This window comes from Parabacteroides sp. KHUB-02 (genome assembly GCF_056640955.1).
Genome location: NZ_JBWQEV010000002.1, coordinates 375013 through 396868, shown reverse-complemented (window position 1 = coordinate 396868; position 21856 = coordinate 375013). Strand labels below are relative to the sequence as shown.

Below are 21856 nucleotides of genomic sequence, written 5' to 3'. Positions count from 1 at the left end.
CAATAATTGGACAAGGGTGTCCAAAATCTGGACACCCTTGTTTAATACCTTTTCTCAATAGAGGCTCCGGGGAAATAATGCGTGAGGATTTTCCGGTACGAATATCCTTTGGTTCCCATCACGGCGGCTCCGATCTGGCAAAGCCCCACGCCATGTCCCCATCCGGCTCCCGTCAAGATGAAGCGGGAGGGGATATCGAGGCGGATATCCTTCTTATCGACAACAAAGGCCGAGCTGTATAGATGCGTCTCGGATAATGTCCGGCGTATCTCAAGCTCTTTGCCGATGGTGAACGAACGGCGTACCCCTACGATCTTGAGTTTCGTGATACGTCCGGACGAACCTCTTTCCAACGGTACAAGATCGATGATCGGCCCGAAATCCATACCCGTTTTCCGGTGGATCAACCCCGATAGTTCCTCTTGCGTGTATTCTACTTTCCAACGGTAGAAATCCGTGGTCTCTTGATCGTAGTTGTTTAGCACTTGGCTAAGGATCTCCTTGTCCGTCGTATTACAGAAGGCTTCGGGTGAGGTACGTATCCATTGTTCCGCTTCCCGCTCGTCCGTCAAGTCGGGATAGGCGGGAGTCTCGCCGTCCCTCAATGCGGTAAGATAGGAGTGGGGAACCGGTTCCCAGCAATTCTCGAATTTCTCGGTCACGCCTCCGCAGCATTTCGAGAAGCGGGCGTCGCAGATCGTATCGTTATCCATCAATACCTCTCCACGTGTCTCTTTGATCACCTCCCTGACTATCGGGTTCGATGCCCGGGTAATACCTTGGTAACGCTGGCAATGATCGTCGGCGCAGACATCGAACAAATCATGGTCCTCCCGGTCGTACCAGCGGATCAAGGTCTCGTTGTCGCGGTAACAACTTTTATAGGGCGTAACCGATCCGTTCAAGTTGAAATTCTTCTCGACCTGTGCCAAGAGCCAGCTTCGCGAGATCACGGCATGGGCTTTCAGCAACTCTTTGGAGGCGTTGGCGCTCATCTCCGAGGAGATTACGCTGGTAAGGTATTCCTCCACGTCCACTTGGTTGATCGTGACGATTCCTTTATCGGTCGCCACGAGGTTCAACGCTCCCTTGAAGCGTTGATCCTCCTGTCGTTGCCAATGAAAATCCACGCCAATCGTGACCGCCTTCAAATCGAAAGAGGATTGCGGGCTGGTCGGCTCGAAGAATAGCTCCTGATAAAGCTTCCCATTGTACACGATCTTGCCGTTTACCCAGAGGGCACGTTGCTCGCCTATGGTGAACGTGCCGGTTTCCGTATGTACATACTCTTCGTTAAAAACAAATGAGACCGCTTTGTGGGTCATGATTCCCACATTGATTACAGGTGCTTCCATATCCTTATTCCTTTATTCTATTCTTTTTTCGCGTTCAGGGAATTAAATGTGAGGTAAGCGATCATGACAAGGTACATGACAACCGCCAGTATCTCGGCGGCATTGCTAGATGCCCATTCCTCGTTCATCAAGTTGATTCCGCCGAAACGTAAGGCTGCGCTGACCACGCCCATCAAGGCGCCGCCGGCGATAAAGCCGGAAGCCAGTAACGTACCTTTCTCCAAGCGGGCTGAGTTCAAGCTTTGGTCTTTGCTACGGCTTCCTACGTACCAACTGATCGCTCCACCGATCAAAAGCGGCGTATTCAAGTCCAAAGGGATAAACATACCCAAGGCGAATGCCAACGCCGGTATCTTGCAGAAGTTCAATACGACGGCGAGGGCGGCTCCGATCGCGTATAAAGCCCAAGGTGCTCCCGAACCACTCATCAACGGCTCGATAACGGCGGCCATAGCGTTCGCTTGCGGAGCGGCCAATTGTCCGGTCGTGAAACCGTACGTCTGGTTCAATATCAAGATCACGCCTCCTACCGTAGCGGCAGAAACTAGCGTGCCTAGGAATTTCCAAGTCTCTTGCTTGGCGGGCGTACTACCCAGCCAGTAGCCAATTTTCAAGTCGGTAATGAAACCTCCCGCCATGGAAAGCGCCGTACAAACCACGCCTCCGATAATCAGGGCGGATACCATGCCGGCCGGCCCTTTCAACCCTACGGCGACCAAGATGATGGAGGCGAGGATCAACGTCATGAGCGTCATGCCCGATACCGGGTTCGTCCCTACGATAGCGATAGCGTTTGCCGCTACGGTCGTAAAAAGGAAGGCGATCACCCCGACCAACAATAAGCCGATGGCGGCATGGAACCAATTATGAAGTACGCCGAACTGGAAGAACAGGAAGGTGACGATCAGCGATACGATGATACCGATCGTTATCACCTTCATCGACAAATCCTTTTGCGTACGTATAGTATTACTCTCCACAGCGTCTCCTTTTCCTTTCAACTCGTTCGCCGCCAAGCCTACGGCTCCCTTGATGATTCCCCAAGAGTTGATGATGCCGATCACCCCAGCGGTAGCGATACCTCCGATACCGATGTGGCGGGCGTAGGTGGTGAAGATTTGCTCGGCGCTCATGCTTCCGACGGTCGCCGTGATAGCGTCATTGCCGAACGTAAGTACGTCGGCGCTGAAAATGGCGGACATGGCGGGGATGATCACCAACCATACCAAGAATGAACCGGCGCAGATGATCAAGGAGTATTTTAATCCGATGATGTAACCCAGACCTAGTACGGCAGCGCCCGTATTGACTTTCAATACGATCTTGGCCTTCTCTGCCAGCATCTCACCGGCTCCGACGATACGGGTACTGATCGTCTCGCCCCACCAACCGAAGGTAGCGATGATGAAGTCGTACAAACCACCGATTAATCCGGCGAAGATCAAGGGTTTCGCTTGGCTTCCGCCTTTCTCGCCGGAGACGAGTACTTGCGTGGTAGCCGTAGCTTCCGGGAAGGGATACTTACCGTGCATGTCGGATACGAAATATTTACGGAACGGGATTAATAGCAAGATCCCGATGATACCTCCTAACAAGGAACTCATGAAAACCTCGAAGAAATTGACCGTGATCTCCGGATATTTGTCTTGCAGGATATAAAGGGCGGGCAAGGTGAAAATGGCCCCCGCCACGATCACGCCGCTACTGGCCCCGATAGACTGGATGATGACGTTCTCTCCCAAGGCGTTCTTCCGCTTGAATCCGCTGGACAACCCTACGGCGATGATAGCGATCGGGATGGCGGCCTCGAATACCTGACCGACCTTCAGGCCCAGATAAGCGGCCGCCGCACTGAATATCACTGCCATGACCAATCCCCAAAGGACGGACCAAGGCGTAACCTCCGGATAGTGTTTGTTGGGAGACATAAGAGGCTTGTAGCTTTCCCCTTCTTTTAATTCTCGGTAGGCGTTTTCTGGCAGCCCGGTTACCTTTTCTTCATTTTCTGGTTTCACGATATTAAAATGTTAGATTATAAGTTCGTAATAGCTCCACCAAACGGGTGTTGGGTGACAAATTTATGTTTTCTGGCTGAGACATGCAAGGATTCTTTAGAATAGTTAGGGCAACCGTACCCAAATTATCTATATGAATTCTTGCCCAGTAGCGTATGAATTCTTGTTCGCATGCTGTATAATTCTACAAACCACGGCGTGATCTGTACAGACCAAGTCGTGGAATATACAAATCACGTCGTGGTCTGTACATCCCACGGCGATCATTTGGAAATAGATCAAGTAGTAAGTATGTTTGTATATGGCAAAAAGAATGTTTATTACTTGAGGACATGAACAATTATACCTAGAGCAGTTATAGTTGTACATATCAAGCAAGAGATGTGCGACTTGAATGGGATGGGGGAGAAGCCGAGTAAATAATTTGAGGTTTATCGTTAATTCGTAAATTCTTTCTATTTTTGTAGTCAAATACAGAAAGTAGATGAATCAAAGATATCCTTCAGCCTTGTTGGAAAATGCCGTGAATGAATTGGCTTCCTTGCCGGGGGTGGGGAGGAAGACAGCGCTCCGGCTAGCGCTTTATATGTTGCGCCGGGACGTCGGCTATACGGAAAACTTCGCTGCGGCCTTGGTCGCCCTCCGTCGAGACGTGAAGTACTGCAAGGTCTGCCATAATATATGTGATGATGAGGTTTGCTCTATTTGCGCCAACCCCGGTCGTGACCATTCCTTGGTTTGCGTGGTAGAGAATATCAAGGAGGTGATGGCGATAGAGAATACCGGGCAATTCCGTGGCGTATACCATGTGTTGGGCGGGATCATCTCGCCGATGGATGGTATCGGACCGGGCGACTTGCGTATCGACAGTCTGGTGCGACGTGTGGCCGAAGGTGAGGTGAAAGAGATCATCTTGGCGTTGAGCACTACCATGGAAGGCGATACGACTAACTTTTTTATTTACCGGAAGCTATCCGGTTACGATGTGAGGATCAGTGTCATCGCACGTGGCGTATCTATCGGTGACGAGATCGAGTATGCCGACGAGATCACCTTAGGACGATCCATTATCAATCGTACCGAGTTCAATCTCACCTCTTCTAATTCATAAATCATAACTCATAATTAATATCCGGAATGACCTACGAAGAAACCAAGTTGTCCGTTATCATCGTTAACTATAACGTGAAGTATTTTCTGGAGCAATGCCTCTATTCTGTCCGTGCCGCCGTAACGGGGATGGACGCCGAGGTGTTCGTGGTGGATAATAACTCGACGGATGGATCTGTCGAATATCTCCGGCCTAAGTTCCCGGAGGTGGTTTTCATTGAGAATAAAGATAATCCCGGTTTCGCCAAGGCCAATAATCAGGCGATCCGTCAGTGCACCGGTGAATACGTGTTATTGCTGAATCCCGATACCGTGGTGGGAGAGGAGAGCCTCCGCAGCCTGTGCTTCCAGATGGATGAGGACCCGGAGATCGGAGCTATCGGTGTGAAGATGTTGAATGGGCATGGGGTATTCTTGCCGGAGAGCAAACGGGCTTTCCCTTCGCCTTGGGTGTCGTTCTGCAAGATATTCGGCCTTTCAAAGCTGTTTCCTAACTCTCCGGCATTCGCACGTTATAGCCTTCCGTATCTGGATAAAGAGCAGACGCATAAGGTGGAGGTGCTGGCGGGTGCGTTCATGTTGCTTCGTCATGAGGCGTTGGATAAGGTTGGCTTGTTGGATGAGTCGTTCTTCATGTATGGGGAGGATATCGATTTGTCTTATCGGATCGTGTTGGGAGGCTATAAGAACTTGTACGTGCCGGAACGGATCCTGCATTATAAGGGGGAGAGTACGAAGCATGGTGACTTGAGGTACATAAGGGCTTTTTACGGCGCCATGTTGATTTTCTATAAGAAATATTATCCGGGGTCCGGTTGGTTGATGCGGATACTGATCCGGTTGGCTGTCCTGCTGAAAGCTTGCTGGGCGACGATTTCAGCCCCTCTACGCAAGAAGGCTAAAGCGGTTAAGCATCGCCGCCTTTTGATCTTGTGTAGGGAGGATCATTTTGAGGAGGTAAAGGCCGTTTGCCTGAAAGCTATGCCGGATCTGGAATTCGTGAATCTCTGGGATTTGGACGTGGAGCGTGTGATGGATGCTATCTGTCGCAAGAACCAGATGAAAGGCTTTACGGACTACGCTTTCTGCTTCCCCGATGCCCGTTACGAGCAGATGCTCTTGTTTATGGACAAGCTCGTGAACAAGAAAGCGGTTTACCATATATATACGAAGAAGAGTGGTCGGCTTGTTTAAGTAATCCTTGGGTAAATATGTTATTGTCGAATGATAGAGTCCGTTTGAGGGCATTGGAACCAGAGGATCTGGAGTTGTTGTATCGTTGGGAGAATGATCCGGAGTTATGGGAAGTAGGGAATACCTTGGCTCCCTATTCCCGTTATATATTGAAGGAATATATAGCGGGTAGCGACCGGAGTATCTATGAGTCTCGCCAACTTCGCTTCATGATCGAGGATTGCGATACGGGGACTTCCGTGGGGATCGTGGACTTATTCGATTTTGAGCCGCATCCGAACCGGGCGGCTTGCGGTATTATGCTGGATCGTAAGTATCAAGGACGTGGCTTCGCTACGGAAGCGTTAAGACTATTGATGGAATACGCTTATACGTTTTTGAAGCTTCATCAACTTTATGTGCATATTCCCGTGGCGAACGAGCCTAGCAAGAAATTATTTACCCGTCTGGGATTTGTCGAGGCGGGGACGCTTAAGGACTGGATCAGGACACCGGATGGTTATTCCGATGTCTGCATAATGCAGTTAATTTAAATACGGGTCCTTCGGATATTTTGTCCAAGTTTTATAATCATTGCCTAATAATTCTACGGAATCTTTCCAATAGCCCTCCCCATCGGCAGACAGGATATTATCGGTGGTGATATGGCTTACGGCCCACGAGTTCCGTTTGATTTCATGGTTTAATTGCCCTTCGGTCCATCCGGAGTATCCCAAGAAAAACTTCACTTTCCCATCGATTGGGTGCCCGTTGAGGATGTATCGTTTCAATGCGTTGAAATCCCCGTCGAAATATAAATAATCATTGATCTTTAATGCGTCCGGAATGATATTATCCCCTAAGGAATGAATAAAGAACAAACGGTTGGGGCTGACCGGCCCCCCCAGATAAATCGGTATCTCCGGAAATTCGGCAAACTCCTTGAAAAAAGAGTTTACGATAAGATCCGTTTTTTTATTCAAGACAAATCCCATCGATCCGTGTTCCGTATGCTCTATTAATAATACGACGGAACGTTGGAAATAGGCATCTTGTAAAAAAGGCTCGGCAATCAGAATACTTCCTTGAATAGGAAGGACATCGTTATGTGTTATTTTAAATATATTTTTATAAGATGCCATGATCGTGAATGTTAGGTTGTTACTAATTCACCGACAATATAAGGCGTTTTTTAATAAGAAGCAAATGAAAAGCCCGGGATTCAAGTTAATAAACGTGAACCGACCGGGCTTATTGTTAATTTATGCTTGATGATTTTCCTCGAATAATCTCAGTCTTTCGTCCAGCAAATCATATTGGTGATCTTTTATGAAAGAGGTACAAGCCCGTAGTCCTTGTTGGTTACTGCCTGTGGTGCTTAATGATATGGCGCTTACTCCGTAATAAACCAGCTCTTCCATCAATTGTCCGCCGGTCATTCCCGGGTAACCGATCGTGAAATAGAAACCGTCGGCTATCGGTTGGTCCAGATCGTGATCATAAACGATTGTGAAACCATGATCCGTAAAAATCTTCTTTAGTTTCTCCGCTCGACGTCCGTATTCTTTCACTTGCGAGACAAAGTCGAACGTACCGTCTGCGGCGGCCTTGAACATGGCGGCTAAGGCGAATTGGGCCGAGTGGCTGGTTCCGGAAGATAGGGCGTATAAGACACGGTGGATATATACCGTACCGAACGTACCGCCTCCATAACGCTGAGTCAATCCCGGATAGGAGCGATGGTAAAGTTTATTGGAGATCGCTGTCACGCCGATACGCTGTCCGGCATAGCTGAACGCTTTGGAACCGGATATCTGCATGATATAATTATCGGTATAACGGGCTACGCTCGCTTGGTAAGGAGGCTCGAAAGGACATCCGAGGTCCTTGCGGAAATCCATGGCGAAATAGGCGAGGTCCTCTATGACAATCACGTCGTATTTATTGGCCATCTCGCCGATGATCTTCAACTCCTCGTCGGTGAGGCAGAACCAAGCCGGATTGTTCGGGTTGGAATAGATCATCGCGGCAATATTGCCTTTGGAAAGATGCGTTTCCAAGGCCTCACGCAATCGCTCGCCACGGTATTCGTATACGTCGAACGACTCATATTTATAGCCCATAACGGCTATTTGCTGTTTCTGCACGGGGAATCCGGGGTCGATAAACAAGATGGTGTCTTTTCCCGGCGTACATTGTCCGGCCGTAAGGAAAGAGGCGTATGTGCCCTGCATGGAACCGGTTACGGGTACGCAACACTCCGGGTCTATATCTATATTTATAAACGCCTTGATAAAGCGGGAAGCTTGCTTTTTCACTTCGGGAGTTCCGTTGATGTTCGGGTAGATAGACGCTATACCGTTACGAAGGGCTTCGATCTCAGCGTCTACGCCTACTTGAGCGGCTTTCAAGCCCGGTACGCCCATTTCCATATGGATGAACTCGGTTCCCGTTTCTTGTTCCAATTGCGTGGATATGGCAACTACCTCCCGGATAGTCGCTTTCCCAAAATCGGGAAGTCCAAAGCCATCGATAATCCGTCTGGCTGTCTGATAGTCTACAGGAGTATTTTTCATGCTAGTGTTAATTATATATGGGGGACAAAAGTATGAAATTTATCGATTTGTTCTAATTTTTTCATCCTAAACTATTGCGAATTCAAAAAAAGCACCTATCTTTGCACCGCAATTCAACGGAATAGCGATAAAGAATAACATTTTGGTCTGGTAGTTCAGCTGGTTAGAATACATGCCTGTCACGCATGGGGTCGCGGGTTCGAGTCCCGTCCAGACCGCTTTTTATTTCTCCTTCCTCTTTTTAAATTTTCCTTTAATACATATTTTAGTACGATATCATCCGGTTCGATGGATTTTGCCTGATGGCATGAGGTTGTTATATTGGGAATGTTTATCTTTGAGACCAATAAAACAGATAGCCTTATGGAGAATCTAATAAAGATCGATACCGTTGATCAATACAACAAGATGTTTGGCTTGGAGACGTTGCACCCATTGGTGAGCGTGGTAGATTTATCCAAGTCCGAGACATGGCCTACTAATTTCCGGGTTAATTATGGTATATACGGACTTTTCCTGAAAGATACGAAATGCGGGGATATTCGGTATGGGAGGCAATATTATGATTATCAAGAAGGAACCGTAATAGGATTCGCTCCCGGGCAGGTGACGGGTATTGAGCTTAAGGATGGGACCCGGCCTTTGGCGCATGGGTTGCTTTTCCATCCGGACTTGATCCGTGGTACGGCTTTGGGACGGGACATCAAGCGTTATTCTTTCTTCTCCTATGAATCAAACGAGGCGTTACATCTCTCTGAGGAAGAGAAGGGGATCTTCGTGGATTGCCTGAGGAAAATCCAGATCGAGTTGGAGCACTCCATCGACAAGCATAGCAAACGGCTGATTGCGATGAATATCGAGTTGCTGCTCGATTATTGCCTGCGTTTTTATGACCGTCAGTTTACGACCCGTGCGGAGACGAATAAGGATGTGTTGGTGAGGTTCGAACGATTACTGGATGAATACCTGCAAAGCGATCTGTTAAGACAGGAGGGGCTACCTACTGTACGGTATTTCGCCGAGAAGATTTGTTTGTCCCCGAACTATTTCGGTGATCTGATCAAGAAAGAGACAGGGAAAACTGCCCAAGAAAATATACAAGACCGGATTATTTCCTTAGCGAAAGAATGGATATTAGGGACAAACAAGACCGTCAGCCAAATCGCTTACGACCTAGGATTCCAATACTCCCAGCACTTCAGCCGCATATTCAAGAAGACCGTGGGGTGTACCCCGAATGAATATCGGAAATCCCAGATGTCGTAATCGGTGTTACGGGTTATTGGATGTATTTTATGACCTTGGCGGGAACACCTCCCACGATGGCATTGTCCGGTACATCTTTAGTAACTACCGAGCCGGCTCCGACTATAGCGTTCTCGCCAATGGTTACGCCGGAGAGGATCGTTGCGTTCGAGCCTACCCAGACATTCTTTTTCAGAACGATCGGGGCAGGGTAGGTAGTGCTCCGGTCTTCGGGGGCGAAGCCGTGGTTGAGGGTGGCAAAGACCACGTTATGCCCGATCTGGCAACCGTCGTCCAGTGTCACCCCGCCATGATCTTGAAAATGACAGCAAGCATTGATGAAAACGTTCTTGCCTACCGTGATATTCTTCCCAAAATCCGTATAGAACGGGGGGAATACACGAAAAGACGGATCGACCGGCTTATTAAACAAGCGGGATAACAGCTCACGGATTTCCTCGGGATCGTGATATGAGCCGTTTAACTCGAATGTCATGCGTCTGGCCTCATCGCTCATCTCGTTCATAAACTGATGGACCTCGTCTCCTTTAAGAGGCTTTCCTGTTTCTACGTACTTTAAGAATTCGTTTAGTGTCATAATTGCTATTTTAATAAGTTCTACTTCTTGGTTTGTTTATCCCTTTTCGATTGCAACGGCAAAGATCGATGAAATCCAGAGAAACTTTTGTAGATGGATTACAGGAATTATGACCTAAATTACATTCACCGATTCTCCAAGGCCTTATATTTCTCAATCAGTTTCTTGACCGTGACAGCGTCCGAGACCTCTTGCTTATAGGTAGTCGGGTTATAATAGGCCTCGAGGAAACTGTCTGCACCGGACCAGACTGTCTCGATAATTCCTTGGAAATGGCGAGACATTTCCGGATTTGAATGCTGGCGGAAATGGATCATATCATCTACCTGTTGAAGCGCTATCTGAGGTTTACGCCAAGGGCATGTAGCAACGTCGAAGCCTTTCATGGCAAAGTAAACAGCGGTTTGCTCGGCACGCTCATAATGCCAGTCGCAGATAAAAACATCTTTCGGGATCAAGTCGATCGCACGGTAGGTATTGTTCATGCTGGCTTCCCAAGCGCCGATCCCTGTAGTCTTGCCATCGATCAGGCGGTCTCCCCATATCATCAATCGTTTGCCTTGTGAGGCTAAGTGGTTTTGTATTTTAGTGACCTCACCGGCATATAACTCAGCTTTGTCATGTCCGCCGCAACGGACGCAACTATCATGTCCGATATAAAAGATCTCGTCCATCCCAGCATGGAATAATTGAGTCTCGAAAACATCCGTCAACTCGTCTACTAAAGCGAATACGATTTTATGTACTTCCGGATGAAGCGGGCAGTAACTTTTACAATAAAGCCCGTCTGAGTTGGGCCAACCCGTATAGTTCTTGGTATCCACGTGTGGCGTCTCGTCGAACTCCGGATACTCACGTAATAAAGCGTAGGTAGTCTCAGCCCATGATTGATGCCCCAAGAGATTGATCTGGGGAGCGATACGTATTCCGTTATCCCGGCAAACCTTTACGATCTTTTTCACATCCTCTCGTGTGAGTGGGGTCGGATCCCTCAGTTCTGGATGGGACTCATAGGCATAATTCCAGTCTACCCGTAGAATCAACAAGTTGAAATGACTGGGAGCCAGTTCCTCTTGGACAAACTTCAAGAATAGATCCAACTTCTGCGCGGATGGAGCGGCGATGGCCAAGCCTCGTACGGGCATGATACTATCTAAACGGTTTGTCTCTGATTGGGCGGAAACTTGGGCCGAACCTATAGCCCATATAAGCAAGAATAGTCCGATAATCTTTTTCATATAGTGATATGTTTTAATGTTTAAATTTTTAATTTGATGTACGCTTTCGAAGATCATCACGCATATCGTGACGGCCCGGAGGATGTCGATGGCTATGTTACGTTGCGTAAAATCTATTGGTTGATCGCTCATAATATATTTAGACTAAAGGTGAATTTAATACAAGACAAATATAATCAATAAGAGACATATCATTACATTTGTGCCTTATAAATATGAATAATAATTAAAAATGATAGACATGATAAGACGATTGATTTATTGGGTTCTCCTACTTTTCGTTTGTATGGGCGCCCATGCCCAATTCCGGGTGACAGCCCATCAAGAGGGTTGGGACCGGATTCCTCCGCAAGCGCAAAAAGACGGCTTTTGGTTTCAACAATCCGTTTTAGCGAATATGGATGATGATGCCGCTATGGAAGAGGTCATGCTTTTCGGGCGGGATAATGGGCATTACCCTACTTTCGACCTGTTTAAGTTTTATTACGTGATCGTGGATAATTATACGAAAGAGATCCAATATATATCGGATGAGATCTATGTGACGGATAAATATGCGCTTACGGTGGAGGATCGCAATAATGACGGGATCTCCGAGTTATATATCGATTATTTCAAGGATGGGAAGTTTACGGTTGATGAGCGAGGATATAATTTGCGAACCACCCGTTGCTACGACCGTATCGAATGGAGCCCCGAGAGTGAAAAATTTAACCCCCAACAACCATGAGAAAGTATATCTATTTTATAGCGCTTATCTGTTGCGCCTTATCAGCCTCAACCTCTTACGCCCAGAAAAAGGTGATAAAAACGATGATGATCGCCGGGCAAGATGGCAGTCATTATTGGCGAGGTGCTTGCGAGGCCATGAAGCAGATCTTAGAGAACAGTGGAATGTTTAAGGTGGATTTCGTCTTTACCCCGGATTTCGGAGGAGATATAAATACCTTTAAGCCCGATTTCGCTAAATATAACTTGGTTGTTGTTAATTACGGAGGTGAAGTCTGGCCCGAGCCTGTCCAAAAAGCTTTCGAGAACTATGTAGCGGATGGTGGTGGGGTCGTGATTATCCATTCCTCCGTGGTACCTATGGCCGGTTGGAAAGCGTACAACGAGATAATCGGCATGGGAGCTTGGGAGGGGCGAAACGAGAAAGACGGTCCTTACCTGTATTGGAAAGAGGGCAAATATGTATACGATTATACACCCGGTTATGCGGGTTATCATGGCTTGCAGCATGAGACGATCCTAGAGCATCGTGCGCCGGAGCACCCTATTTTGAAAGGTCTGCCTATAAGATGGAAACATTTCAAGGACGAGATTTATACCCGCTTGCGTGGTCCGGTACGGAATGTGGAGATATTGGCTACCGCTTATGAGCGTGGACGCCATGAACCGTTGATGTGGACGGTGAAGTGGGGGAAGGGGCGTGTCTTTGTCGATCTGTTGGGGCATTGCGGCAATGACCCGAATATGATTTACTCGATGGAGTGTACGGGTTTTCAGGTAACCTTACTAAGAGGGGCTGAATGGGCAGCCACCGGGGAAGTGACGCAAGAGGCCCCTCGGGATTTCCCATTGGAAGATACCTGTACGCTCCGTCCGGAATTCAAGGCTCCTTTCCATGCGACGAATTAAATGCCTTAATAAGATGGTGTCTTTCGACAGAATAATCAAATTGACAAATTGTAAAGTTAAGTCCCGGAGAATCGATTTTTCCGGGACAAAGTACGGCTCGCTCCTAAATACGCAAGAAAAAATCAGTAATCGTTTGTTAAATAGATAGATGTCAAAAAACAGCCTTTCATTCTAGCGAAATTAGTTCATCGTAATTCATATCTTATGGGTTGTTTGGGCTATCTCATAGGGTTACGATGGGGAAATGATAGGGTTATGATGCCTATTCATGACAGTTCATAACCCTATTCATGACTGCTTTCGATGCCCAACGTGACTATTGGCGTTGCCTAACACGACTAGTTGCGTAGGCTTTCATGACCTATCGTGTATAAAAAGCGGCCTTTTTGAGTAAAAAGCGCCATATATAGCTATCCTCTTTCCTCTACTTGGCAATCTCTCTCAAAAGGTTGTGTTACAAGATACGCCTTATATCTATTAAAAAGACAGGATTAGATCGTATATTTGTCATCTCGCTTACTCGTCATACGAGATATTCCCTAATTCCTTAATCTTCGAATCTCCGACTTGATGCGTGAATAACTCGATCAATTGAGCGGGCGTTAATGTCATCTGAGGCGAGAACTCGGAGGAATCCATATAACTTAATAAGCTATGGTATAATTGACGGGCCTCCGGGTATTCTTGTTGGGTTTCCAAGTCTGTCATACAGATTAATAACTTGCCCGGGCCGACATTGAATTCTTGGATCATCCCTAATTTATGGTTACGCTCCACGTTATCGATCACTTGTACGATCGGCCTGTAATTATTCGGAAGCTGGTCTAGTATCAACGGATGGCTATTCTTTATCATCGTGAACCATTGCCAGTTTGTATGGAAATCCGTCGGGAAATGAGCGAAAACCGGATGAGAGGGATTCATTAATAATCCGAGGGTACCCGGAGAGACCGGTTTCTTTACCCATTCGCAGATGGACTTAAACATCCGGTAATTCCAGTAATCTGTCTGGAATAATCCTTCTACCGTCACGTTCTTGTAAGTCTTGGCATCCGGGAACCACAATACTTTCGCCCCGTTCGCCAATAAGTTCTCGGCCTGTTTATCCCATTTCTTAATAACATTGATATCCGTAGGGATTTGCACGTTATTATGTTCCGGATAAATCCATAACGGATAATGATTGTGATAATCCGTGCCCTCGATCGCCAGCCGTAAAGTATAGGTCTCAGCCTCTTGAATGGCAGGTAAAGCGATATTTAATGGGCCTACCTCGGCCAACGTACCTTGATTGATTTGCAGCGGTATGTTGTTTTGGGCGATTACTTGATCTTGACTATTCGTCAAGGTCCAAGTTAGATGTTTCCCTTTTAAAGTGGTAGGTGTATAGTTCGCTACCTTGATGGAGCCTTTGAGCGCCTCATTCCCAGAGTAACAGAATTTAGGTAGGAGAGCCAGTAATACGACATCATCGCAAGACTCTTTCCATTCCTTGGCGGTTATCAAGCCCTTATTATCCATAAAAGCGTCCAAGATACCGACTAACGCCGTGCCCTGTCCCGGATAATCCTGTAAATCCAATAATTGGAAGCCGGCCATTCCCGGAGTACGGAACGCCATTTCCATCTCGGCCCGGTAAAGTTGCGCCATCCATTTACCGGAAGCCTTGAAGAAATCATCCGCTTGTCCGGCCATACCGGACTCGCCCAGTCGTTTGCGGAATATCTCCAGATTCCAAGGTTTTAGTGCCCCGGTATATTTCTTGATTTCCTCATAATTCGGATAACATTGGAATTGCCCGGTCTCATGTCCGATGATAGGCAATGAACATTGTTCGATAGCGGATTCGAAATTCATGACCGAGTTTGGATAGGTATGGTTGATATAACCGCCATCCTCCGCATCTGCGAAAGAGAAGGAACCCCGGGTATGGTTGCTGAATACGTTAGCGCCGGGGACTCGACAGGTCGTGAAGTAATCGTCACCCGCCGCAGGGCCGTTGAAGCCTAGATAGTCATTCGATCCAGATGCGTATAAATGCCGTCCGTCCTCACTACGGAAACGGGCGATCATGTCTACCATCGCTTCTTGATCCCCGGAAAGCTCGTTGCCGATCGCCATCATGACGAAAGAGGCGTGATTCCCGTAAGCCTCCTGTATTTGTAATCCTTCTTTGGTGAGGAAATGGATCAAAGTGGTATCGCCCTTTTCCATCTTTCCCCAGAAAGGTAGTTCCGGTTGGAGGTAAAAACCTTCGATATCGGCCGCCTCGAAACAAGCTTTAGGAGGACACCATGAATGGAAACGGCAATGATTGATACCGTATTCCTTGGCGATGCGGAAATAGCGTCTCCATGCTGCGGTATCCATCGGTACATGGCCTGTAAGCGGAAATACGCAAGCATCGTGTTTTCCACGAAGGAAGGTGGTCAATCCGTTGATGTTGAATTGTGTTCCTTCTGCTTTGAAATCTCTTAATCCGAAAGTAGTACTTTGGCTATCTTGGATATTCTCTCCTTGGATGTTCGCGGTCAAGCGATACAGGGTAGGGGAGAACTCGCTCCATTCCAAGGCGTCATCACCCATCGGTATTTGGAATATGATCTCGTCTTGTTGAACTACGATATTCTTATTGAATTTGATATGGTGCTCTAAGCCTGTGTTGAAAGCCTCCATCTCTATTTGAACGGCGGCTACGATCATTTGCTCGAATGGATTTGAAAGCTTTATTTTTACGTCCACCGTTTTTTGATCCGCATGTGGATATACTTGTATCCGGCGGATATGGAATTGTGGACGGGCTTCCAATTTCAGGTCTCCGATAATACCGTTCCAGTTTGTCTGCGTGGATTCCGTATAAGCGTGTGAATTGTCCAATAATTGGGGTGGAACGCTCAAACCGTTATCGACTAGAATAGTCAAGTGATGCTTCCCAGCCCGGAGATATGTGGACAGATCGTATTCTTGAGGGGTGGAAATATGGTCGGATGAACCGACATATATGCTATCTACCCATATTTGGGTCGGTTTTGTTCGCTCCAAGATTAACCAAATGCTCTTGCCTTCCCAATTCTCTGGAATCGTGATCTCTTTCTGATACCAAGCCTTACCTTGATAGCGGAAGGGCCTAGATAAATGAGTTGTCTCCTCCTTGTCATTGTTAGGGTATCCTTTTTGGTTGGTGTCCGTGGTACCCGGTAATTGAACTTGCTCGGTGACATCTGTTGAATCCAATCGTAATTCCCAGCAACCGGCAAGCGATAATTCCTCTCTACTCTCTTTGGGAGTTTGGCATGCGAATAGCATGAGCATAAGTGGAATACTCCAAAATCTCTTCATGGTAATGTTTTTTACTCTAAATAGGGTTTACTCAATTAGCAGTGGACAAAGGTAGTATTTTTGGCCTTTTTATTAAGGAGAAGATATGAAAAAAGAAGAAGATTTTGTTACGGGCCTGTTAGTCTACATAGCTCGTCTGCGTGAAAAAAAGCATTATTCCACGGCGAAGAGCTATCAAGATGCCTTGAACTCGTTCAAGTGTTTCTGCGGTATGGAGAAGATACCTTATTCCTATATTAATAGGGATACGCTCTTGTGCTATCAGTCATGGTTGTTGGGTGGGGGCCGTTCGTTGAATACGGTGTCTACCTATATGCGTCGGATTCGTCACATTTATAACTTAGCCGTGGAGGCGAACGAGGCTCCCTTTGTACCCAACCTGTTCAAGGATGTCTTCACGGGCGTTGAAAGCAAGCGGAAGAAGGCGTTGCCGCAAGAGATGCTGGAGCGTATGTTTAACGCTGAATTGGAGGATCAATCCTTGCGGCGTGTACAGTTGACCGTTCGGTTGATGTTTGCGTTCAGCGGGATAGCGTTTGTGGATCTTGCGCATTTGAAATGGGAGAATATCCGGGATGGGATATTGCAGTATCACCGACAAAAGAGCGGATCTCTCATACAGTTGGAGATTCCCTCCGGGGCGTTGCGGCTGTTGGATGAGCTGTCCGCTTGTACGGCAGAGGAATCCCTTTATTTATTTCCTTTTTTGAGTGGAACGAGAACCGGTGAGGCGGCCTACAAAGAATATAACAGGACCTTGTCCCGCTTTAACCATGACTTGAAGTTGTTGGCGAGATCGACAGGCGTTACGCTTCCGGTCACCTCATATACGATCCGTCATTCATTCGCCTCGTTCTTGAAGGAACAAGATGTATCGATCGAGGTTATCAGTGAGTTGTTGGGGCATAAGTCTATTAAGACAACACAGATCTATTTGAAGAGCTTCTCGTTGGAACGTTTATCGAAGGTGAACCGGAATTGTTTTGAGAGCGTGTGTAAACCGATACCCAAAGTGGGGTAAGAGGCTTGCTACTTGGGAAGTAGCGTATTCTTTCACGGCGCAAAAGTAATAAAAAATAACAAATAACAAGCAATCATAAGGCTTAGTTTGTTCATTAGTTTGTGCTCCGACCTTGATTCTCCTTAAATCTTCGTTCTTATTCCTAGTGCATAGACATGGCAATAGAGACGAAATGATCTCGTATTTCCTACATCATCACGTCCCTCCTAAAAATCGAACATACATTCTTGTAGAGACGGGGCGTGCCCCGTCTCATCCCCTCAAAATGGTATTCTAAATTACTGTCAGACGGTGGGAGACGGAGCGTGCTCCGTCTCTACAACTGGGTAATAACCATTTTCCAACCTTTTAAGCTACTTCCCAAGTAGCTTAATATTTCAAGCGATGGTGATTTTCAGAAAAGCCATTTTTAAAGACATAAAGTGTTGTTTATCAGGAGTAAATACGGTGCTCTTGGTAGGGCTTTGAATTGTCGTGAGGCTTGAGTGGAGATCTTGATATAATCTTAGGAAAAGATAATCATAATGATGAATGTTTTGAGAGACGGTCGCTCGGAGAGGGGTACGGCGTGGGTTGGCAAGCGTCATGACCTGAAGACTGTACGCTGGTACGTGCTCACGCTTCCTACTACGGGTGTGGCACGACGCGACAGGATCAGCCCCGCTAAAAGCTTGGATGCCGAGCTTTCCCGGCGCGAGCGTCGTGGGGAGACGTTGTTCGAGTATTTCGCCCCCTCCTATGTGGAGGTGAGGAAGGTGGACGGAAAGATGGTAAACACGAAGCGGCCCCTGCTGTTCAACTACGTGTTTATCCGGTCCTCCGTGGAGGAGATCTTCCAGATGAAGCGTACGCTTCCCCTATACAATTTCCTTCCCCGGGTCTCTTCCGGAGGCATGACTCATTTCCCTTATCTGTCGGATGACGAGATGGGTAATTTACGTTGGGTGGCTGAATCTTATTCCAACGAGCTTCCGGTGTACGTTCCTGACAGCGATCGCCTGCTAAAAGGTGATCGCGTGCGTATCACGTCCGGTTATTTTACCGGTATGGAGGCGGAGGTGGTGATCCAGCCGGGTGGCGGGCATAAAGATGTCATGGCGCGTATCCTCGATTGCATGTGGGTCCCCTTGTTGGAGGTGAAGCCGGGCGAGTATGAGCTGATCGAGCTGAACACCAAGGGCAAGCACGCCTATACCCATCTGGACAACGATCGCCTGCGGGAGGGCTTGCACGATGCCTTGGGACGTTACCATGCCTCCGGCAGCGTATCTGAGGAGGATACTCGTTTGGCCCGTGAGGTATTGAGATCCTACGGTTCTCTCCGTGCGGAGACGGACGTGATGCGCTGCAAGGTCTACTCGTCGCTCCTACCTACCTACAAGCTGTTAGGCGAGGAGGATGAGTTCGTACGCTTGTTCGCCACGATGCGAAGCATGCTCCCGTTGGTAAAGGCTCCGCAATCCCGTGCCTTGTTGCTGGTGACGCTCTACGGTTGCACGGACAGCAGTCTCTACCGGCAGATGGCGCACGAGGTTGTGGACCCGTGGCGGTGTGAGTCCTCGCCCAAGAAAAGCAAGTTATCCTTGATCCGCCGGCTGGACGATTACGATCGATGGCTGAGACACTAATAGAGTTGACAGTTTAAATCATAATTCAACAATCATAATTCAAAACATGTCTTCCCTTCCTTCCGGCGTTCGTTTGGTGAGGTTGCTGAACGAGCATTTAAATGATATCATGAACCGCGAGCGTGCGAACCAAAACTCGATTCACCTGTATTGCACGGGTCCTTACTGGGTGGCATTTGAGCGCTCGGCCTATCAGTTGCGCCATGTGTTCCCGGACAGCGAGATTACGCCAATGCGTTTGCTCGGCTACCCGTTCCCGGTGGTGATGGTGTCCGTTACGGATCGTTCGCTCCGCTCGTATGCCCGCAGGCACATCTTGCGAAGAGACGACATAGATTACAAATTATTAACAGCATCCCAACTCTCCCATGAGGACTACCAAGCGTGGCATGCCGGCGAGGTGAAGGGGTTGCCTTCATTAAGTGAGATCGTATGAGTGAGGTGCAAATTCTATTATTGTTATTACTGTCCGGATATCTGATCTCCGTGTCTTTGGGCATGGTGATCATCCCGAGGATCTTGGTGATCTCCCACAAGAAAAGACTGTATGATGTCCCGGATTCTCGAAAGGTACACACGACCCCGGTTCCCCGCTTGGGTGGCCTGTCGTTTTTTCCCGTGGTCTTGATGTCGTTTGCCTTGGTGATAGGCTTTCGCCTTTATCTGTGGCCCTCGGATCTGTCTAGCTTCTCGATCGAGATGCTCCATGAGTATCTTTTCTTGTTCGTGGGCATGACACTTCTTTATCTGGTGGGTGTCTGCGATGACTTGGTCGGGGTGGGTTACCGCTACAAGTTCATCGTACAAGTCGTGTCGGCCCTCCTGCTGGTGTTGTCCGGCAATTGGCTCGATACGCTGGGAGGCCTATTCGGGATCTATTCGGTCCCGGCCTTGCTGGGTGTGCCAGTCACGGTTTTCGCCGTGGTTTATGTGACAAACGCTATCAACTTGATTGACGGGATCGATGGTCTGGCCTCCGGTTTGTGCTGTATCGCCTTATCGGTCTTGAGCGTGTTCTTTTTCATTCAAGATCAATGTGTTTATGCCTTGCTCGCTATCTGTACGCTGGGAATCCTCATGCCTTTCTGGTGCTACAATGTCTTTGGCAATGCCAACTGCGGGCATAAGCTCTTCATGGGCGATGCTGGGAGTTTGACGTTGGGCTACGTGATCAGTTTCCTGATCATTCATTTATGCGTATCGAATAGTACCTCTACGGAGCGTTCGGATCCTTATTTGGTGATTGCCTTTTCCACGGTCTTGGTACCGTTGCTGGACGTGGTACGTGTGGTGCTGCGCCGCCTTCGTGAGCACAAGAACCCGTTCTTGCCGGACAAGAACCATTTCCATCATAAGTTGTTGCGCACGGGTATGCGGGTGCGGATGGTGATGGTGACGATCATTTGCGTGTCCGTTTTCTTTATCGCATTGAATATTGTATTGGCTAATCATTTGAATGTCAATTGTATATTATTTTTAAACCTGTCTCTATGGACGGTTCTTCACTTGCTGATCGATTGGCTGATCGCCCGGAATCGGCAGAAGAGGGAATCGGCATTCGACAAGAGGTTCTAGACAAGGAAAGCCGGGAAGGGCAATTCCGTCCTTCCTATAAATCAAAATACCATGAAGAAAGTATTGAAAGGCTGGCTCATCGATAATGCGGTGACCACCGACAACAAGACGGACAAGATCTTGTTACTGGCCTCGGCCGGAAGTTTAACTTTGGATGACGTGTTGGAGGAGATGTACAAGCAAGACACCGGTCTACGCCCGGAGACGATGCGTCACTCTGTGACCCTCTACCATCGGATAGTAATGGACTTGATCTTAAACGGCTATAGCGTGAACACGGGTCTGTTCCGTGCCGTCCCCCAGTTGAAAGGCGTGGTTGAGGGCGGCGTTTGGAACAAGGAGAATAATTCCATCTACGTCTCTTTCACGCAAGACAAGGCTCTGCGCGAGGCGATCGCCAAGACCGTGGTGGAGATCCTCGGCGAGAAGTCTAACATCATGTACATCCTGGAGACCGAGGATCGTAAGACGGGCTTGAAAGACGGCAGCGCCACTGCGGGTCACAACTTCTTCGTCCGTGGGGCGATGTTGAAAGTGGTTGGCGACCACGAGTCGGTAGGTGTTACGCTGACCGACTCCAAAGGTGCCACCACGAAACTGACGGATGACCAGATCACCATCAACAACCCTTCTTCGCTCACGTTGCTCCTGCCGGCTGATTTGGCGGAAGGTGAGTACACGCTGACTGTGACGACGCAGTATTCGAACTCCTACACGCTGAAAGTACCCCGCAGTATCAGTACCCCGATCTGGATTGGCGGCAAACCTGCTGATGGAGGCGGTGACAGTGAGAGTCCGGATGAGGTTTGATGATCTTATGAGCTAGTGGTTCTTTGTCCCAAGTGTTGAGACAGGTAATTCCCAAGGCATGGGAGTTATCAGTCCCAATGCTTGGGACAAATGAGGAATACAGAACCTTGTGTTAAATGAATTAAAGGAAGGAAAGAATGGAATCAATTTATCATCATACATCATTCAATGTTTTAAAGAGTATTGTAACCGATACCGGATTAAACTTTAGAGCCAGTAAATATAGTAACTATATAAATGGCGAGTATGAATGGATCAAGGATAAGGCGAATGTTGCGATTCAGGAGATGTGCGAGGAGCAGGGCGAACCTTTTGATAGTGATCCCAAAGAACATAATCCTGATGTTTTTTCAATGTGTTTACATGACAAAAGAGGAAAGGGAAGAAAAACAGCAATGAAACGTGTTTATGATAAATGCATGGTTGGGCCTGATAACTATCAAGAGGATTTGTCGGTCTGTACTTCTTGCCTCAAATAGGAAGAATTTGAATAAGAGAAGGAGTATAGGTATATGATGCCTAAATATAACCGGAT

19 protein-coding genes and 1 tRNA gene are annotated in these 21856 nt (G+C 47.7%); 13 read left to right on the top strand and 7 right to left on the bottom strand.

The genetic code is table 11. The annotated features are described in order from the left end of the window. Window positions 1–41: 41 nt before the first annotated feature. Together ACYIA1_RS22210 and ACYIA1_RS22205 are read right to left on the bottom strand one after the other, a co-directional pair. On the bottom strand, window positions 42–1355 hold the full coding sequence (locus ACYIA1_RS22210; RefSeq protein ID WP_443899474.1) for a SpoIID/LytB domain-containing protein: 1314 nt from the start codon (window positions 1353–1355) through the stop codon (window positions 42–44). Between the two features lie 17 nt (window positions 1356–1372). After that, window positions 1373–3370 (bottom strand): OPT family oligopeptide transporter, encoded by a 1998-nt coding sequence (locus ACYIA1_RS22205; protein ID WP_480336409.1) that lies wholly within the window; start codon window positions 3368–3370, stop codon window positions 1373–1375. A 484-nt stretch (window positions 3371–3854) separates the two neighbouring features. Here ACYIA1_RS22205 and recR point away from each other — a divergent pair, with 484 nt between their 5' ends. Genes recR through ACYIA1_RS22190 form a run of 3 tightly spaced genes read left to right on the top strand, consistent with a single transcriptional unit; the run spans window position 3855 to window position 6207 of the window. Then, on the top strand, window positions 3855–4481 hold the full coding sequence (gene recR / locus ACYIA1_RS22200) for a recombination mediator RecR (RefSeq protein WP_480336407.1): 627 nt from the start codon (window positions 3855–3857) through the stop codon (window positions 4479–4481). 26 nt (window positions 4482–4507) lie between these two features. Next, window positions 4508–5674 (top strand): glycosyltransferase family 2 protein, encoded by a 1167-nt coding sequence (locus ACYIA1_RS22195; protein WP_005868176.1) that lies wholly within the window; start codon window positions 4508–4510, stop codon window positions 5672–5674. 17 nt (window positions 5675–5691) lie between these two features. Next, a complete protein-coding gene (locus ACYIA1_RS22190; protein ID WP_005868177.1) occupies window positions 5692–6207 on the top strand; it encodes a GNAT family N-acetyltransferase in 516 nt (171 codons plus the stop codon). On the opposite strand, the gene ACYIA1_RS22185 is transcribed toward ACYIA1_RS22190, so the two are convergent. Both ACYIA1_RS22185 and ACYIA1_RS22180 read right to left on the bottom strand, forming a co-directional pair. Continuing rightward, the gene (locus ACYIA1_RS22185; protein ID WP_005856219.1) at window positions 6199–6795 is read right to left on the bottom strand and encodes a YqgE/AlgH family protein; all 597 of its coding nucleotides are present in this window, start codon (window positions 6793–6795) and stop codon (window positions 6199–6201) included. The genes ACYIA1_RS22190 and ACYIA1_RS22185 overlap by 9 nt on opposite strands. A gap of 120 nt (window positions 6796–6915) precedes the next feature. Continuing rightward, entirely contained in the window at window positions 6916–8229 is a 1314-nt protein-coding gene (locus ACYIA1_RS22180) for an aminotransferase class I/II-fold pyridoxal phosphate-dependent enzyme (RefSeq protein WP_008771858.1), read from the bottom strand. A 144-nt stretch (window positions 8230–8373) separates the two neighbouring features. On the opposite strand from ACYIA1_RS22180, the gene ACYIA1_RS22175 reads away from it, so the two are divergent. Both ACYIA1_RS22175 and ACYIA1_RS22170 read left to right on the top strand, forming a co-directional pair. Next, window positions 8374–8447, top strand: a tRNA-Asp gene (locus tag ACYIA1_RS22175). Window positions 8448–8592: 145 nt separating this feature from the next. Further along, window positions 8593–9495 (top strand): helix-turn-helix domain-containing protein, encoded by a 903-nt coding sequence (locus ACYIA1_RS22170; protein ID WP_005868179.1) that lies wholly within the window; start codon window positions 8593–8595, stop codon window positions 9493–9495. Between the two features lie 13 nt (window positions 9496–9508). Here the strand turns inward: ACYIA1_RS22170 and ACYIA1_RS22165 are convergent, their stop codons facing one another. Next, a complete protein-coding gene (locus ACYIA1_RS22165; RefSeq protein WP_121956618.1) occupies window positions 9509–10072 on the bottom strand; it encodes a sugar O-acetyltransferase in 564 nt (187 codons plus the stop codon). Between the two features lie 125 nt (window positions 10073–10197). After that, window positions 10198–11442, bottom strand: a complete 1245-nt coding sequence (locus ACYIA1_RS22160) for a family 20 glycosylhydrolase (RefSeq protein WP_259013048.1) — start codon at window positions 11440–11442, stop codon at window positions 10198–10200. Between the two features lie 100 nt (window positions 11443–11542). Here ACYIA1_RS22160 and ACYIA1_RS22155 point away from each other — a divergent pair, with 100 nt between their 5' ends. Both ACYIA1_RS22155 and ACYIA1_RS22150 read left to right on the top strand, forming a co-directional pair. Further along, window positions 11543–12040, top strand: a complete 498-nt coding sequence (locus tag ACYIA1_RS22155; RefSeq protein WP_008780436.1) for a hypothetical protein — start codon at window positions 11543–11545, stop codon at window positions 12038–12040. Continuing rightward, on the top strand, window positions 12037–12948 hold the full coding sequence (locus ACYIA1_RS22150; RefSeq protein WP_005856231.1) for a ThuA domain-containing protein: 912 nt from the start codon (window positions 12037–12039) through the stop codon (window positions 12946–12948). The genes ACYIA1_RS22155 and ACYIA1_RS22150 overlap by 4 nt, the downstream gene beginning before the upstream one ends. 516 nt (window positions 12949–13464) lie before the next feature. On the opposite strand, the gene ACYIA1_RS22145 is transcribed toward ACYIA1_RS22150, so the two are convergent. After that, window positions 13465–16287 (bottom strand): sugar-binding domain-containing protein, encoded by a 2823-nt coding sequence (locus ACYIA1_RS22145; protein ID WP_224202478.1) that lies wholly within the window; start codon window positions 16285–16287, stop codon window positions 13465–13467. Between the two features lie 85 nt (window positions 16288–16372). On the opposite strand from ACYIA1_RS22145, the gene ACYIA1_RS22140 reads away from it, so the two are divergent. The 6 genes from ACYIA1_RS22140 (at window position 16373) to ACYIA1_RS22115 (ending at window position 21800) form a co-directional block, all read left to right on the top strand. Continuing rightward, entirely contained in the window at window positions 16373–17308 is a 936-nt protein-coding gene (locus ACYIA1_RS22140) for a tyrosine-type recombinase/integrase (RefSeq protein ID WP_480336402.1), read from the top strand. A gap of 524 nt (window positions 17309–17832) precedes the next feature. Beyond that, window positions 17833–18936 (top strand): transcription termination/antitermination protein NusG, encoded by a 1104-nt coding sequence (gene nusG / locus ACYIA1_RS22135; RefSeq protein WP_480336400.1) that lies wholly within the window; start codon window positions 17833–17835, stop codon window positions 18934–18936. A gap of 46 nt (window positions 18937–18982) precedes the next feature. Beyond that, complete coding sequence (locus ACYIA1_RS22130) at window positions 18983–19372, top strand: hypothetical protein (RefSeq protein ID WP_005868192.1); 390 nt, start codon at window positions 18983–18985, stop codon at window positions 19370–19372. Then, window positions 19369–20511, top strand: a complete 1143-nt coding sequence (locus tag ACYIA1_RS22125; protein WP_048927434.1) for an MraY family glycosyltransferase — start codon at window positions 19369–19371, stop codon at window positions 20509–20511. The genes ACYIA1_RS22130 and ACYIA1_RS22125 overlap by 4 nt, the downstream gene beginning before the upstream one ends. Before the next feature lie 51 nt (window positions 20512–20562). After that, window positions 20563–21321: a DNA-binding domain-containing protein gene (locus ACYIA1_RS22120; RefSeq protein WP_057327109.1), complete on the top strand. Its 759-nt coding sequence runs from the start codon at window positions 20563–20565 to the stop codon at window positions 21319–21321. A gap of 137 nt (window positions 21322–21458) precedes the next feature. Beyond that, window positions 21459–21800 (top strand): hypothetical protein, encoded by a 342-nt coding sequence (locus ACYIA1_RS22115; RefSeq protein WP_011966449.1) that lies wholly within the window; start codon window positions 21459–21461, stop codon window positions 21798–21800. The last annotated feature ends 56 nt before the right edge of the window (window positions 21801–21856 follow it).